Here is a 14,916-nt window from a genome sequence, read left to right as displayed (position 1 = left end):
GGGGGCCGAGCATTTTCTCTCTCCTTGTGGGAGAGAGTTGGGGGTGAGGGCATCAGGCAACTCAGATATTACGGTAATTCCGGCGGAAGCCACTCTTCGATTTCAATCAACACCAGTAAAGCTGCATCACCGCCATATTCTTTTGGTGCTTGATGAAATGCCATTACGTGAGGATGTTGTGCTAACCACAGCGGTGTTTGCTGCTTCAACACATGTTTGCCGTGCCCATGCATGACGCAGGCACAAAATACATGTTCACGACGGCAGGCTGCGATCAGCGCACCTAATTCCTGTTTCGCTTGCAGCTGTGTCAGGCCATGCAAATCGAGAAATAATTCAGGTGAATAATCACCGCGGCGAATTTTCTTGAGTTCAAAATGGCTGACGTCTTCACGCACATAACGCGTAGGGCCTTCCGTTGCGAGTCGCGGTTGGAATTCGTCAGAAAAATAATGGCTGGCATCAGCTTGTTCCTGCAATAGCCGCTTCACCGGAACTGCCTGAATTTTCTTACGCATCGGGCGATGAACAATGGTGTCCTGAGCCAATTTTTTTGTGCCGCTCATCAAATCACGGAAAAGGTTCTGATCATCAGCGCTGAGCGGAGTCTTCTTTTTCATCTATTTCTCGTCTCATCTGTTTTGCCGCCAGTTTACCTGCTTTGCCATCCATCACTAAATAAAACGCAATTTTCCCGTCTGTGGCGGTGATTGAATGCTGATTTGTCGCGGCCTTCATGGCAAACTAATCGATTATTGAAATAGCGTGAACGGCCTGCGGAGGGCAACGTGGATAAAATTTTCGTCGATGAGGCAGTAAATGAACTGCACACCATTCAGGATATGCTGCGCTGGGCAGTCAGTCGATTCAGCGCCGCCAACATCTGGTATGGCCACGGCACCGATAACCCGTGGGACGAAGCCGTTCAGTTAGTGCTTCCAAGCCTCTATCTGCCGTTGGATATTCCTGAAGACATGCGCACTGCGCGTCTGACCCCAAGCGAACGCCATCGTATCGTTGAACGTGTGATTCGCCGCGTTAATGAACGCATCCCAGTCGCTTACCTGACCAACAAAGCCTGGTTCTGCGGCCACGAATTTTATGTGGATGAACGTGTGCTGGTGCCGCGTTCTCCGATTGGTGAACTGATCACCAACCGTTTCGCGGGTCTTTTTGACCATGAACCGCAGCATATTCTTGATATGTGTACCGGTAGCGGTTGTATTGCCATTGCCTGTGCTTATGAATTCCATAATGCAGAAGTGGATGCGGTTGATATTTCTCTTGATGCTCTGGCAGTTGCCGAGCAAAACATCGCCGAGCATGGTCTGGAAAACCAGGTCACGCCAATTTGCTCTGACTTGTTCCGCGAACTGCCAAAAGTGCAGTACGACATTATCGTGACTAATCCACCGTATGTGGATGCGGAAGATATGTCCGACCTGCCTGGTGAGTTCCGCTTTGAACCAGAATTAGGTTTAGCTGCCGGTAGCGATGGTCTGAAACTGGCGCGCCGCATTCTGGCATGTGCCCCGGATTACCTCGCCGATGGCGGCATCCTGATTTGTGAAGTCGGGAACAGCATGGTACATCTGATGGAGCAATATCCTGATGTGCCGTTCACCTGGCTTGAGTTCGACAACGGCGGTGACGGTGTGTTTATGCTGACTAAATCGCAGTTAATTGACGCGCGTGAACATTTCAGCATTTACAAAGATTAATTTGTGCAGGCGGGCCTTACGGCCCGTCTTCTTTTGTTCACAACACAACGAAAAATGACAACGGTAAGGAGCCGTGACAGAAGATGGCAGGAAACTCAATTGGACAAGTATTTCGCGTAACGACTTTTGGTGAATCCCACGGTGTGGCGTTGGGTTGTATCGTCGATGGTGTGCCGCCAGGCATTCCGCTGACAGAAGCTGATTTACAACACGATCTCGACCGCCGCCGCCCGGGTACTTCCCGCTATACCACGCAACGTCGTGAGCCCGATCAAGTGAAGATCCTTTCCGGTGTCTTCGAAGGTCTCACCACTGGAACCAGCATTGGTTTGCTAATCGAAAATACTGATCAGCGCTCGCAAGACTACAGTGCCATCAAAGACGTTTTCCGCCCAGGGCACGCTGATTATACCTATGAACAAAAATACGGCCTGCGCGATTACCGTGGCGGTGGCCGTTCTTCCGCACGTGAAACTGCCATGCGCGTTGCCGCAGGTGCGATTGCTAAAAAATATCTGGCGCATAAATACGGCATTATTATTCGTGGTTGCCTGACGCAGATGGGCGATGTCCCTCTTGAAATCAAAGACTGGGATCAAGTTGAACAAAACCCATTCTTCTGCCCGGATCCGGACAAAATCGAAACGCTCGATGAGTTGATGCGTGCACTGAAAAAAGACGGCGATTCTATTGGTGCGAAAGTTACCGTTGTGGCGGATAACGTGCCACCGGGCCTTGGTGAGCCCGTATTTGATCGTTTAGATGCGGATATTGCCCACGCGCTGATGAGCATCAACGCGGTGAAAGGCGTGGAAATCGGTGATGGTTTCGGTGTGGTTAACCTGCGTGGTAGCCAGAACCGTGATGAAATCACCAAAGAAGGTTTCCAGAGCAACCATGCGGGCGGCATTCTTGGTGGAATCAGCAGTGGCCAGCAGATTGTGGCAAATATGGCGCTGAAGCCAACTTCCAGCATTATGGTTCCTGGCCGTACCATCAACCGCGAAGGCGAAGAAGTTGAGATGGTAACGCGTGGCCGCCATGACCCTTGCGTCGGTATTCGGGCTGTACCCATTGCCGAAGCAATGCTGGCAATTGTACTGATGGACCACATGCTGCGTCAGCGTGCTCAAAACGCTGACGTGACCACCACACTACCGCGCTGGTAATGCGATGAAAAAAACACTCGTGGGGCTGCTGGCATTGCTTGCCAGTACTGCTACTTTTGCGGCCACGCCGTGGCAGAAAATTAGTCATCCGATTGCGGGAAGCTCGCAATCTATTGGTGCTTTCGCTAACGGTTGTATCGTTGGTGCCCACGAGTTGCCGCTCAATGATCCTCGCTATCAGGTGATGCGTCAGGACCAACGTCGCTATTTCGGGCATCCAGATCTAGTAAGTTTTATCCAACGCTTAAGCAACCAGTCGGCGCAACTTGGCCTGGGTACGTTGCTGATTGGTGATATGGGAATGGCTGCGGGTGGGCGCTTTAGCTCAGGACATGCCAGCCACCAAAGCGGTCTGGATGTTGATATCTTTTTGCAGCTTCCTAAAGCCCGCTGGACGCCAGCACAACTGCTCAAGCCACAGGCGCTGGATTTAGTCGCCAGTGATAATAAGCATGTGGTGGCGCAGTTATGGCAGCCAGAAATCAGCAGCCTGATAAAGCTGGCTGCAAAAGATAACGACGTGACGCGCATTTTCGTCAACCCAGCCATCAAACAGCAGCTTTGTCTAGATGCGGGTGCTGATCGTGACTGGTTACGCAAAGTTCGTCCGTGGTTCCAACATCGCGCACATATGCACGTTCGCCTGCGTTGCCCGGCCGATAGCCTTGAGTGTGAAGATCAACCATTACCACCGCCTGGCGATGGTTGTGGAGCAGAATTGCAAAGCTGGTTTGCGCCGCCAGCACCTGGTGAGCGCGCACCGAAAAAGAAAACACCCCCCCCAATACCGGCCTCTTGTCAGGCTTTGCTGGATGAGCACGTTCTCTAACGGATAAGTTAATGGAATGGTTTATGGTTTCTCCCCTGATGCTGGTGGCGCTGTTTTTTGTCGCTTTGCTAGCGGGGTTTATTGATGCGTTGGCGGGTGGCGGTGGTTTGTTAACCATTCCCGTTTTGTTATCAACCGGTATGTCACCCGCTCAAGCGTTGGCGACTAACAAACTTCAGGCGTGTGGCGGCTCAGTTTCGGCCTCAATTTATTTTATTCGCCGCAAAGTGGTAAGCCTGAAAGATCAGAAACTCAATATTCTGATGACCTTTATCGGCTCAACAACTGGTGCATTGCTGGTTCAGCATGTGAAATCAGACGTGCTACGACAAATCTTACCAGTGTTGGTAATTGGTATCGGCCTCTATTTTTTACTGATGCCTAAGCTTGGTGAAGAAGACAGACAGCGCCGTTTATACGGGCTGCCATTTGCTTTGATTGCTGGTGGTTGTGTCGGTTTCTATGATGGTTTCTTTGGGCCGGGTGCTGGCTCTTTCTACGCGCTGGCGTTTGTTACGCTATGCGGCTTTAACCTCGCCAAATCGACTGCTCATGCCAAAGTATTAAACGCGACGTCCAACCTGGGTGGCTTGTTGTTGTTTATCATTGGCGGGAAAGTGATATGGGGAACAGGTTTTGTGATGATGGCCGGGCAATTTTTAGGCGCTCGCATGGGATCGCGCCTTGTGCTGAGTAAAGGGCAAAAACTAATCCGCCCGATGATTGTGATTGTTTCGGCGGTGATGAGTGCCAAACTCTTATTTGATAGCCACGGACCGGAGATCCTCCATTGGTTGGGGGTAGCTTAAGATGACAACAGCAATGATGACAACAACGACAGACCACCATTATCAGGAACTTATCGACATTTTCGATAACTGCTTTAAAGACGATTTTAATACACGTCTGATTAAAGGCGACGACGAACCGATCTATCTTCCAGCAGATGAGGAAACTCTTTACCACCGCGTGGTGTTTGCCCATGGATATTACGCCAGCGGAATGCATGAGATTTCCCACTGGCTTATTGCGGGTAAAGCTCGCCGTGAACTGGTAGATTTCGGTTATTGGTATTGCCCGGACGGGCGCGATGCCGAAACACAAAGTAAATTCGAAGATGTGGAAGTCAAGCCGCAGGCACAGGAGTGGTTACTGTGTGTGGCTGCGAACTTCCCGTTCAATGTCAGCTGCGACAACCTGAGCGGGAATGTTGACCCAGACAGAATCGCCTTCCAACGCCGCGTGCATGCTCAGGTGATGGTTTACCTGCAAGAAGGTATTCCGCCGCGTACGGCAAAACTGATTGAAGCGCTACGGGAATACTACAAAACCCCGTCGCTGGCTGCGGAGCATTTTCCGTGGCCGGAAGATTTAAACTAATTACCTGCAAAAAGAAGAGGAAGTACGATGATCGCGGAATTTGAAACACGCATTCTGGCGCTAATTGATGGGATGGTTGAAACTGCCAGTGATGACGAGCTGTTTGCCAGCGGTTATCTGCGCGGCCACCTGACACTTGCAGTGGCGGATCTGGAACACGGCGAAGACCACACTCCAGAAGCACTACATGGTGCTGTATCAGGCAGCCTGGAAAAAGCGATTCAGGCCGGTGAGCTTTCACCGCGAGACCAGTCTTTAGTGCTGGAAATGTGGGACAACTTGTACCAGCAGGCGAAGTTTAACTAACCTGCTGTTGTGGTGGATATCGCTTATGTTTATCCACCGACAAAAGCTAAAAGCCGTAGGTCGGACTAGCGTAAGCGACATCCGACATGATTACTTAACTTCTTTCCCTTTCAGCAATTTTCTCACCCAGAATCGATTCGGATTCAGTGCTGCGAGCGTGTCAGCATCCATTGGAATGGGCTCGTCGCTCATCTGCGCTGCAAGAATCTCTGCTGCCAGTGGTGCGCTGCACAAACCTCTTGAGCCTAACGCCGCCAGAATAAACAGATTCGGATAAACCGGTGCAGTTTCGGCGTTATCGTGGCTTTCTACTAGCGTCGCATAAGCTTCAAGTGTGGCATCGTAACGAGGGACGTTCCCAATAATTGGCATATGGTCTCGTGTCGCACAGCGCACTCCACATCGGGCGTCACCAGCAGTTGTATCGACTTCGTGCGGCCATTGCACTTTCGGTAGGCAGTTAAGCAAGCGCTGGCGATTATACTGCTGATCTTCATCGTTAAAGCGCATATCCTCAACGCCTCGATGGTAACTTGCACCGATACAATGCTGCTGATTTTTTGGATTCTGCGGCGTCAGATAGCCGTCGTAACACAGCACCTGGCGTAATGCGGAAAGCGTCGGAGTTGTAGGGATATGGCTGACCTGGCCGCCAACTGCAGAAAACGGCAATTTTTGGGTTTGCGAGAATTTACTGATTTTGTGGCCGTTGGCTAACACTACAACCGCATGTTGTTGCGAGGCGTGTTCTGCAAATGACAATTGCCACATATCCTCGGTTTGAGTTAGCGACTCAACGCAATAACCATAATGCGTTTTTAGCCCCATATCTTCTGCCAAAGCTAACGCGCCTGCGGTCAGTTGTGCTGGACACAGCCAGCCACCGAGCGGGTAGGTTGCACCACCATGCCCTGTTTCTACGCCGCAAAGTCTTGCCGCAGTTTTTGCATCAACGGCATGAGCAAGTAACGTGGGGAATTCCAGACTCAGCATTTGCTCGATTTTATGTTGGCTCTTTTCATCCCAACCAAGTTGTGTGACGCCACACCAGTCATGGTCAAACTCGACGGATAATGAATCGTACAAGCGACGAGCAAAGGTAAATGCTGCGCTGAAAAAGTTCGTCAGTGCTGCATCGTGAGTATTGAGCAACGGATAAAGCGCACCCTGGCGATTACCGGAAGCGCCATGTGCTGGGGCCTTGTCCTCGCAATATAACGTTACTTGCCAACCACGGCGCAGCAAAGCGAGTGAGAGCAGGGCGCTAGCAACACCGCCACCTATGATTGCGACTTCCGGTTCTTGCGCTGCAAGGCGTGCGTACCACGGTGTGCGATGTGGGGTTTCCACCGCACGTTCCATCACACCTGTCAGCATTTCCCGCTTGCGACCAAAGCCTTTGCTTTTGGTCATGGTGAAACCTGCATCAATTAGCCCACGGCGCACAAACCCGGCGGAGGTAAACGTCGACAGAGTGCCGCCTGCACGTGCCAGTTTTGCCATCGCGTTAAACAGTTGCTGCGTCCACATATCTGGATTTTTTGAGGGTGCGAAACCATCAAGGAACCAGGCATCGACATGATTATTTAAGGTGTCATCTAATTGCGGAATCAGTTCGTTAATATCCCCGAACCAAAGATCGAGAGTGACGCGCCCATCTGCCAGCAAAAGGCGGTGGCAACCCGCAATAGGAAGCGGCCATTGTTGCTGTAATTGCAATGCAAAAGCTGCCAGTTCTGGCCAGTGAGCATGTGCGGCGTGTAAATCTGAAGCAGTCAGTGGGAATTTTTCAAAACTGATAAAATGCAGCCGCTGGAGTGTGGCAAGTGGGTGTTTTGTGCAAAAATTATCAAAAGCCTGCCATAAAGTCAGGAAGTTAAGTCCGGTGCCAAATCCGCTTTCACCGACGATAAAGAGCGAACGATCGTGGGTGGCGAAGCGCTCTAACAGACGATTTCCTCCGAGAAAGACATAACGAGTTTCCTCCAGTCCATTATCATTAGAGAAGTACACATCGTCGAACTCTCGGGATACAGGTGTACCCTCTTCGTTAAAGCCTAAGTTGGCAGATTGTATTGGGGTATGTTTCACGTAAGTTACTCGTCTGGCAGGCAGTGAAACGATAGTAACGATGTGTACGAAGCGGCGCAAATTTCAGACCAATTTGGCTGATCGGACTTGTTCAGCGTACAACTGTACGCTATTGTGCCATTCGAAATCCTACCAAATAGTGCAGTGGAAGAGGTATTGAATGAAACGTGCAGTGATTACTGGCCTGGGCATTGTTTCCAGCATAGGTAATAACCAGCAGGAAGTCCTGGCATCTCTGCGTGAAGGACGCTCAGGGATCACCTTCTCTCAAGAGTTGAAAGACTCTGGCATGCGTAGCCACGTATGGGGTAACGTCAAGCTGGACACCACCGGTCTCATCGATCGCAAAATTGTGCGTTTCATGAGCGATGCATCCATCTATGCTTACCTGTCAATGGAACAGGCTATTCAGGACGCAGGTCTTAGCAATGAACAGTATCAGAGCAACCCGCGTGTTGGCCTGATTGCCGGTTCCGGCGGCGGCTCCCCACGTTTCCAGGTGTTTGGTGCTGACGCAATGCGTAGCCCACGTGGCCTGAAAGCGGTTGGTCCTTACGTAGTAACGAAAGCGATGGGCTCTGGTGTTTCCGCCTGTCTCGCTACTCCGTTCAAAATTCACGGTGTGAACTACTCCATCAGCTCCGCATGTGCGACTTCTGCGCACTGTATCGGTAACGCTGTTGAGCAGATTCAACTGGGCAAGCAGGATATCGTTTTTGCAGGTGGCGGCGAAGAGCTGTGCTGGGAAATGGCCTGTGAGTTCGATGCAATGGGCGCACTGTCTACCAAGTACAACGAAGACCCTTCTAAAGCGTCCCGTACTTATGATGCAAACCGTGATGGTTTCGTTATCGCAGGCGGCGGCGGTATGGTTGTGGTTGAAGAACTGGAGCACGCTCTGGCTCGTGGCGCACACATCTACGCTGAAATCGTTGGCTACGGCGCGACGTCCGATGGCGCAGACATGGTTGCCCCATCAGGTGAAGGTGCCGTGCGTTGCATGAAGATGGCAATGCATGGTGTTGATACTCCGATTGATTATTTGAATACCCACGGGACTTCAACGCCGGTTGGCGATGTGAAAGAACTGGGCGCTATCAAGGAAGTATTCGGCAATAACTCACCAGCAATGTCAGCAACCAAAGCAATGACGGGTCACTCTCTGGGTGCCGCAGGCGTTCAGGAAGCTATCTACTCTCTGCTGATGCTGGAGCATGGTTTTATCGCGCCAAGCATTAACATTGAACAGCTGGATGAGCAGGCTGAAGGCCTGAACATCGTGACTGAAACTGTCGAGCGCGAACTGAATACTGTTATGTCTAACAGCTTCGGTTTCGGTGGGACTAACGCCACTTTGGTGATGCGTAAAGTTACCGCTTAATTGCTAGCAGCGATGATATGAACGGGGTGCCTTGTGCACCCCGTTTTTTTTTATAGCAACACCATGGTTGGGATTGCCATAGGTATTCAGTTGCCACCCTGTTCGAGGTGGCAACTTGCTATAACACCACCCACAACAAAATCATCACCACAATCAGCGCTATAAGTGCCATTCCCGGACGCGCGCTAACTATCTTCAGCGGTTCGATAAATGGTGCCCAAATAGGGCTGGCGATTGGCTGAATATTTTGTACTTCAAGTGTTGAGGGCAGACGTTCTGCACGCTTTAAAAACACCTGGTTCAAAATATCCTGCACCTGCGCGGTGGTGAGTAGTGTCTGCGGTGTGGCCTGAAAACGCTGCTGCGAATAATCTGTCATCTCTTTCCACTCAGCGGGTTCCAGTGGCTGTTTTAGCGCAGCCTGAATGGTATGTAGTGTTGGTGTGTTCTGTTGGCTCAGCGTTTGGCGTGCTTGTAGCCAGGTGGTCAGCAACGTGAAGTGTTTTGCCGGAATCAACTCACCTGTTTTCACGCCCGAAAGCTCAAGCATTGATTGCCAGATTAACTTGCTGGACTCGCCAGTAGCGGCAGTGAGTTTTGCTACCTGTTTGTTTAATGAATTATGTTCAGCGGGTAACAGAGGGCGATCGGTTGCCGGGCGTTGCTGCGGCTGCGGAATCGCCAACTGGTTATTTTGTAATAACGTGAGCACGCTTTTTAATTGCTGCGGCGTGAGTTGGCTCAGTGCTGTCTGACCAAACTCCTGGCGAATATAATCGCTAACGGCCTGGCGATTATTGCCCTGCGGCAAAAGCTCACTAAGCTGCTGCACAACCTGGCGCGTAGCATGCGTCGTTTGGGCATTGCTAAGACGCTGATTAAGATTTTGTTCAGCCGCAGGGAAGTGACGCGACAATAAAGGTGTTTCACCTTTTAGCCCGAGGTCATGTTTTAGCCCCGCCCACACTTCAGCACTTTGTTGCTGACTAAGCGCAACAATACGCGTTATCAAACGTTCCAGTACGGTACGTTGCTGAGTGGAAAGCGGAAATTCACTTGCCGCGGACGTTGTGGAGGGCGGTTCCCCCGGAGGACGTGCAGCCGTCCCCTGAATGGGTTGCATAGTCATAAATCCTTTGTCGATCCCCGGCTCAAGTATGCCAGGACGCCAGATTATGGCACACTATCAGGCTTATTCTCGACGATTAACCGAACAGGTAGCTAACGTGAAAATCCTCGTTGACGAAAATATGCCCTATGCACGTGAATTGTTTAGTCGCCTTGGCGATGTGACCGCCGTTCCTGGGCGCCCAATTCCGGTATCCGAACTGGCTGATGCTGAAGCATTAATGGTGCGCTCGGTCACCAAAGTGAACGCTGATTTGCTTGACGGCAAAGGCATCAAATTTGTGGGCACGGCAACGGCGGGTACTGACCACGTTGACGAGCACTACCTTGAACGAGCGGGCATCGCTTTTTCAGCAGCCCCTGGTTGTAACGCCATTGCGGTTGTTGAGTACGTCTTTTCCTCTCTATTAATGTTAGCCGAACGTGACGGTTTCCAGCTCACTGACCGCACCGTAGGTATCGTCGGTGTGGGCAACGTCGGTTCTCGTTTACAGGCGCGTCTGGAAGCTTTCGGCGTTCGTACATTACTGTGCGACCCTCCTCGAGCCGATCGCGGTGACGGAGGTGATTTCGTTTCACTGGAGCAAGTTGTTCGCGAAGCGGATGTGCTGACTTTCCATACGCCGCTCTTTAAAGATGGCCCGTATAAATCTTTGCACCTTGCCGATGAAAAGCTCATTTCAAGCCTCAGGCCAGGTACGATTCTGATTAACGCCTGCCGTGGCCCGGTCGTCGATAATACCGCATTGCTGAAATGCCTGGAAAACGGCCAGGATCTTAGTGTCGTGCTGGATGTCTGGGAGCCAGAACCAGAGCTTAATGTCGCGTTGCTGGATAAAGTCGATATCGGCACAGCTCATATCGCGGGCTATACGCTGGAAGGTAAAGCACGCGGTACCACGCAAGTCTTTGAAGCTTTTAGCGAGTTTATTGGCAAGCGCCAGCAAGTTTCGTTAGATACATTGCTTCCTGCGCCAGAGTTTGGCCGCATTACGCTACATGGTCCCTTGGATCAGGCGACACTCAAAAGACTGGTTCATCTGGTGTATGATGTGCGCCGCGATGATTCACCGCTGCGTAAAGTGGCGGGTATTCCTGGTGAGTTTGACAAGTTACGCAAAAATTATCAGGAACGTCGTGAATGGTCATCGCTGTATATCCAGTGTGATGATGGAGCTGCGGCAGCCATGTTACAAAAATTAGGCTTTGGCGCCACCTATCACGCAGTGCGTTAAAACAAACAATCCTTCTCGTCTCCCCGGCATACAGCCTGGGAGATAGTGCTATTTTAAGTCTGGAGTAAACCAACATGTCTGAAGGCTGGAATATTGCCGTTTTAGGTGCCACGGGTGCCGTAGGCGCAGCTGTGATTGAACTGCTTGCCGAACGCCAGTTCCCGGTTGGTGAATTGTATGCATTGGCTCGCAGTGACAGCGCCGGCGAAAATATCCGTTATGAAGGCAAAACCGTGATGGTTCAGGATGCTGAATCATTTGACTGGACTCAGGTTCAGCTCGCGTTCTTCGTGGCGGGCCCGGAAGCGTCTGCACGCTTCGCGGAAGAAGCGACCAACGCAGGTTGTCTGGTTATTGATTCCAGTGGCCTGTTTGCGATGGAACACGATGTGCCGTTGGTCGTGCCTGACGTGAACCCTTTTGTGCTGGGCGAATACCGCAATCGCAACCTGGTTGCCGTTGCCGACAGCCTGACCAGCCAGTTGCTAACTGCGCTGAAACCTCTTATCGAACAAGGCGGTTTGTCGCGTATCCAGGTCACCAATTTATTGGCAGCTTCTGGCCGTGGGAAAAGCGCGGTAGACGCACTGGCTGGGCAGAGTGCTCGCTTGCTTAATGGTTTGCCAATCGAAGAAACCGATCTGTTCGGTCGCCAACTGGCCTTTAACATGCTGCCGTTAGTACCAGATGCTGAAGGCAGCATTCCGGCTGAACGTCGGCTGGTGAACGAAGTGCGCAAAGTGTTGCAGGATGAAGGTGTAATGATTTCTGCAAGCCTGGTTCAGGCTCCGGTGTTTTACGGCCATGCACAAATGGTTAGCTTTGAAGCCATGCGCCCGTTGGCTGCTGAAGAAGCACGTGATGCATTTGGTCAATTTGAAGATATCGAGCTGTCTGAAGAAGGTGAATACCCGACTCAGGTTTCCGACGCTTCCGGCAGCGCACATCTTTCCATTGGTTGTATCCGTAACGATTACGGTATGCCAGAGCAGATTCAATTCTGGTCGGTTGCAGATAATGTCCGTTTTGGTGGCGCGCTGATGGCTGTGAAAACCGCTGAAAAATTAGTGCAGGAGTATATGTACTAATGTCCGACGAGTTGCCTGATATCTCAATACACAATACAAGCCCGCTCCACAAGATTGCACTCGGCATTGAATACGACGGCAGCAAATATTATGGCTGGCAACGCCAGAATGAAGTGCGCAGCGTGCAGGAAAAGCTTGAAAAGGCGCTCTCTAAGGTGGCCGACGAGCCGATCATCGTATTCTGCGCTGGACGTACCGACGCAGGCGTTCATGCTACAGGCCAGGTTGTGCATTTTGAAACACGTGTGCAGCGCAAAGATGCTGCGTGGACATTAGGTGTAAATGCGAATTTACCTGGCGACATTGCGGTGCGTTGGGTTAAAAATGTGCCAGATGATTTCCACGCCCGCTTTAGTGCGACGGCGCGACGCTACCGTTATGTCATTTATAACCAGCGCCTGCGTCCTGCGGTAATGTCTCAAGGGGTGACACATTTTTATCACCCATTGGATGCCGATCGCATGCATCGTGCTGCGCAATGCCTGCTGGGCGAGAATGATTTTACCTCGTTCCGCGCAGTGCAATGCCAGTCGCGCACGCCATGGCGTAACCTGATGCACATCAACGTCACGCGCTACGGTGCCTATGTGGTGGTGGATATCAAAGCTAACGCATTTGTGCATCACATGGTGCGTAATATTGTTGGCAGTCTGATGGAGATAGGCTGTGGTAATCAGACAGAAAACTGGATGGCAGAATTGTTGGCGGCGAAAAACCGCAAGCTTGCCGCCGCGACCGGTAAAGCAGAAGGCTTGTACTTAGTGTCTGTTGATTACCCGGAACATTTTGCGTTACCGAAACCCCCATTGGGGCCACTTTTTTTGGCAGACTGACGCCAGCCGAGACAGGTAGAACACTATGGAATTTATCCGTTTTATTATTGATTTTATTTTGCACATTGATGTGCATTTGGCGGAGTTGGTCGCGCAGTATGGTGTCTGGGTTTATGCCATTCTGTTTTTGATTTTGTTTTGCGAAACAGGTCTGGTGGTTACACCGTTCCTGCCGGGTGATTCATTATTGTTTGTTGCAGGCGCGCTGGCGGCACTGCCGACCAACGATCTGAACGTCCACACCATGGTGATTTTGATGGTCATTGCTGCCATTGTTGGTGATGCAGTAAACTACACTATTGGGCGGTTATTCGGCGAAAAGCTGTTCAGTAACCCGAATTCAAAAATCTTCCGTCGCAGTTATCTTGATAAAACACACGCTTTTTACGAGCGTCATGGCGGAAAAACGATTATCCTCGCGCGCTTCGTACCGATTGTGCGAACCTTCGCACCGTTTGTCGCAGGGATGGGGCACATGTCTTATCGCCATTTTGCGATGTACAACGTTGCCGGTGCGCTGCTGTGGGTGTTGTTGTTTACCTACGCAGGTTACCTGTTCGGCGATTTACCTATCGTGCAGGAAAACCTGAAATTACTGATTGTGGCGATTATCGTGCTGTCGGTATTGCCTGGTGTGGTTGAGATTATCCGCCACAAACGTGCAGCCAAACGCCTGCAAAAGTAACTCCATCGCGCGGTTCGACCACTTTTTTATCCAAAGTCGCGGGCCGTTATGTTTTAATGAGCACCATTTATGGTCTGGGGCAGGTCACACCGCCACAGAAAAACTGGCATCGACCAGGTTCAAGCAGAAAGGTCATCAATGAGCTGGATTGAACGAATTCTCAATAAGAGCAATATTACCCCTACCCGTAAGGCGAGTATCCCTGAAGGGGTGTGGACGAAGTGCGACAGCTGTGGCCAGGTTTTGTACCGCGCCGAACTGGAACGCAATCTCGAAGTCTGCCCAAAATGCGATCACCACATGCGCATGTCCGCACGTGATCGTTTGCATAGCCTGTTAGATGAAGGCTCAATGTTTGAGTTGGGTAGTGAGCTTGAGCCAAAAGATCTTCTCAAGTTTAAAGACTCTAAAAAATACAAAGATCGTCTGGCAACAGCCCAGAAAGAAACCGGTGAGAAAGACGCGCTGGTGGTAATGAAAGGTACGCTCTATAACATGCCAGTTGTGGCTGTTGCATTTGAGTTTGCTTTTATGGGCGGCTCTATGGGTTCTGTTGTTGGCGCACGTTTTGTTCGCGCCGTAGAGCAGGCTTTGGAAGATAGCTGTCCGATGATCTGTTTCTCCGCTTCTGGTGGCGCACGTATGCAAGAAGCGCTGATGTCGCTGATGCAAATGGCGAAAACCAGTGCTGCGCTGGCAAAAATGCAGGAGCGTGGTCTACCGTATATTTCGGTTCTGACTGACCCAACTATGGGTGGCGTTTCAGCAAGCTTCGCAATGCTTGGCGATCTGAACATTGCTGAGCCAAAAGCCCTGATCGGTTTTGCAGGCCCACGTGTTATCGAACAAACCGTTCGTGAAAAACTGCCGCCGGGATTCCAGCGCAGTGAGTTCTTGATCGAAAAAGGGGCGATCGACATGATCGTTCGCCGCCCAGAAATGCGCCTGAAACTGGCAAGCGTTCTGGCAAAACTGACAAATCAGCCAGCACCGAATCCGGAAGCGCCGCGTGAACCGATTGTGGTTCCGGCAGCACCGGAAGAAGGTCAAGAGGCCTGATAGTTAACAAG

The 14,916-nt window shown here is 51.1% G+C and carries 16 protein-coding genes; 12 read left to right on the top strand and 4 right to left on the bottom strand.

All coding sequences use genetic code 11. From position 1 onward, the window contains the following. Positions 1 to 68: 68 nt before the first annotated feature. Together smrB and FH968_RS23680 are read right to left on the bottom strand one after the other, a co-directional pair. Positions 69 to 620 carry an endonuclease SmrB gene (smrB, locus tag FH968_RS17445; protein WP_139881885.1) on the bottom strand — a complete coding sequence of 184 codons (552 nt, stop codon included), beginning with the start codon at positions 618 to 620 and terminating at the stop codon, positions 69 to 71. Further along, a complete protein-coding gene (locus FH968_RS23680) occupies positions 592 to 738 on the bottom strand; it encodes a hypothetical protein (RefSeq protein WP_189389187.1) in 147 nt (48 codons plus the stop codon). The genes smrB and FH968_RS23680 overlap by 29 nt, the downstream gene beginning before the upstream one ends. A gap of 50 nt (positions 739 to 788) precedes the next feature. Between FH968_RS23680 and prmB the strand changes: the two genes are divergently transcribed. From prmB to FH968_RS17415, 6 genes are all read left to right on the top strand, one after another. Then, entirely contained in the window at positions 789 to 1,721 is a 933-nt protein-coding gene (prmB, locus tag FH968_RS17440; protein ID WP_139881883.1) for a 50S ribosomal protein L3 N(5)-glutamine methyltransferase, read from the top strand. Between the two features lie 83 nt (positions 1,722 to 1,804). Continuing rightward, entirely contained in the window at positions 1,805 to 2,890 is a 1,086-nt protein-coding gene (gene aroC, locus FH968_RS17435; RefSeq protein ID WP_139881881.1) for a chorismate synthase, read from the top strand. Between the two features lie 4 nt (positions 2,891 to 2,894). Beyond that, entirely contained in the window at positions 2,895 to 3,719 is an 825-nt protein-coding gene (gene mepA / locus FH968_RS17430) for a penicillin-insensitive murein endopeptidase (RefSeq protein ID WP_139881879.1), read from the top strand. Positions 3,720 to 3,730: 11 nt separating this feature from the next. Then, positions 3,731 to 4,528: a sulfite exporter TauE/SafE family protein gene (locus FH968_RS17425; RefSeq protein ID WP_139881877.1), complete on the top strand. Its 798-nt coding sequence runs from the start codon at positions 3,731 to 3,733 to the stop codon at positions 4,526 to 4,528. Between the two features lie 16 nt (positions 4,529 to 4,544). After that, on the top strand, positions 4,545 to 5,099 hold the full coding sequence (locus FH968_RS17420; protein ID WP_139881924.1) for an elongation factor P hydroxylase: 555 nt from the start codon (positions 4,545 to 4,547) through the stop codon (positions 5,097 to 5,099). A gap of 27 nt (positions 5,100 to 5,126) precedes the next feature. Next, the gene (locus FH968_RS17415) at positions 5,127 to 5,405 is read left to right on the top strand and encodes a YfcL family protein (protein WP_139881875.1); all 279 of its coding nucleotides are present in this window, start codon (positions 5,127 to 5,129) and stop codon (positions 5,403 to 5,405) included. Positions 5,406 to 5,495: 90 nt separating this feature from the next. Here the strand turns inward: FH968_RS17415 and mnmC are convergent, their stop codons facing one another. After that, on the bottom strand, positions 5,496 to 7,496 hold the full coding sequence (gene mnmC, locus FH968_RS17410) for a bifunctional tRNA (5-methylaminomethyl-2-thiouridine)(34)-methyltransferase MnmD/FAD-dependent 5-carboxymethylaminomethyl-2-thiouridine(34) oxidoreductase MnmC (RefSeq protein ID WP_189389184.1): 2,001 nt from the start codon (positions 7,494 to 7,496) through the stop codon (positions 5,496 to 5,498). Positions 7,497 to 7,656: 160 nt separating this feature from the next. Between mnmC and fabB the strand changes: the two genes are divergently transcribed. Then, a complete protein-coding gene (fabB, locus tag FH968_RS17405; RefSeq protein ID WP_139881871.1) occupies positions 7,657 to 8,877 on the top strand; it encodes a beta-ketoacyl-ACP synthase I in 1,221 nt (406 codons plus the stop codon). A gap of 118 nt (positions 8,878 to 8,995) precedes the next feature. On the opposite strand, the gene flk is transcribed toward fabB, so the two are convergent. Continuing rightward, positions 8,996 to 10,000 carry a flagella biosynthesis regulator Flk gene (gene flk, locus FH968_RS17400; protein WP_139881922.1) on the bottom strand — a complete coding sequence of 335 codons (1,005 nt, stop codon included), beginning with the start codon at positions 9,998 to 10,000 and terminating at the stop codon, positions 8,996 to 8,998. A 103-nt stretch (positions 10,001 to 10,103) separates the two neighbouring features. Here flk and pdxB point away from each other — a divergent pair, with 103 nt between their 5' ends. The 5 genes from pdxB to accD all read left to right on the top strand — a co-directional run bounded on the left by pdxB (position 10,104) and on the right by accD (position 14,905). Next, positions 10,104 to 11,240 carry a 4-phosphoerythronate dehydrogenase PdxB gene (gene pdxB / locus FH968_RS17395; RefSeq protein ID WP_139881920.1) on the top strand — a complete coding sequence of 379 codons (1,137 nt, stop codon included), beginning with the start codon at positions 10,104 to 10,106 and terminating at the stop codon, positions 11,238 to 11,240. 74 nt (positions 11,241 to 11,314) lie between these two features. Further along, positions 11,315 to 12,328, top strand: coding sequence for an aspartate-semialdehyde dehydrogenase (locus tag FH968_RS17390; RefSeq protein ID WP_139881869.1), 1,014 nt, complete (start codon positions 11,315 to 11,317; stop codon positions 12,326 to 12,328). Further along, positions 12,328 to 13,161 carry a tRNA pseudouridine(38-40) synthase TruA gene (truA, locus tag FH968_RS17385; protein WP_139881867.1) on the top strand — a complete coding sequence of 278 codons (834 nt, stop codon included), beginning with the start codon at positions 12,328 to 12,330 and terminating at the stop codon, positions 13,159 to 13,161. The genes FH968_RS17390 and truA overlap by 1 nt, the downstream gene beginning before the upstream one ends. A gap of 25 nt (positions 13,162 to 13,186) precedes the next feature. Further along, positions 13,187 to 13,846, top strand: coding sequence for a DedA family protein (locus FH968_RS17380; protein WP_139881865.1), 660 nt, complete (start codon positions 13,187 to 13,189; stop codon positions 13,844 to 13,846). A 138-nt stretch (positions 13,847 to 13,984) separates the two neighbouring features. After that, on the top strand, positions 13,985 to 14,905 hold the full coding sequence (gene accD, locus FH968_RS17375) for an acetyl-CoA carboxylase, carboxyltransferase subunit beta (RefSeq protein ID WP_189389181.1): 921 nt from the start codon (positions 13,985 to 13,987) through the stop codon (positions 14,903 to 14,905). Positions 14,906 to 14,916 lie beyond the last annotated feature (11 nt).

It is taken from the genome of Buttiauxella sp. B2, assembly GCF_006376615.1.
In the GTDB taxonomy this organism is placed as follows: domain Bacteria; phylum Pseudomonadota; class Gammaproteobacteria; order Enterobacterales; family Enterobacteriaceae; genus Buttiauxella.
This window is presented reverse-complemented; position numbering and strand designations above follow the sequence as displayed.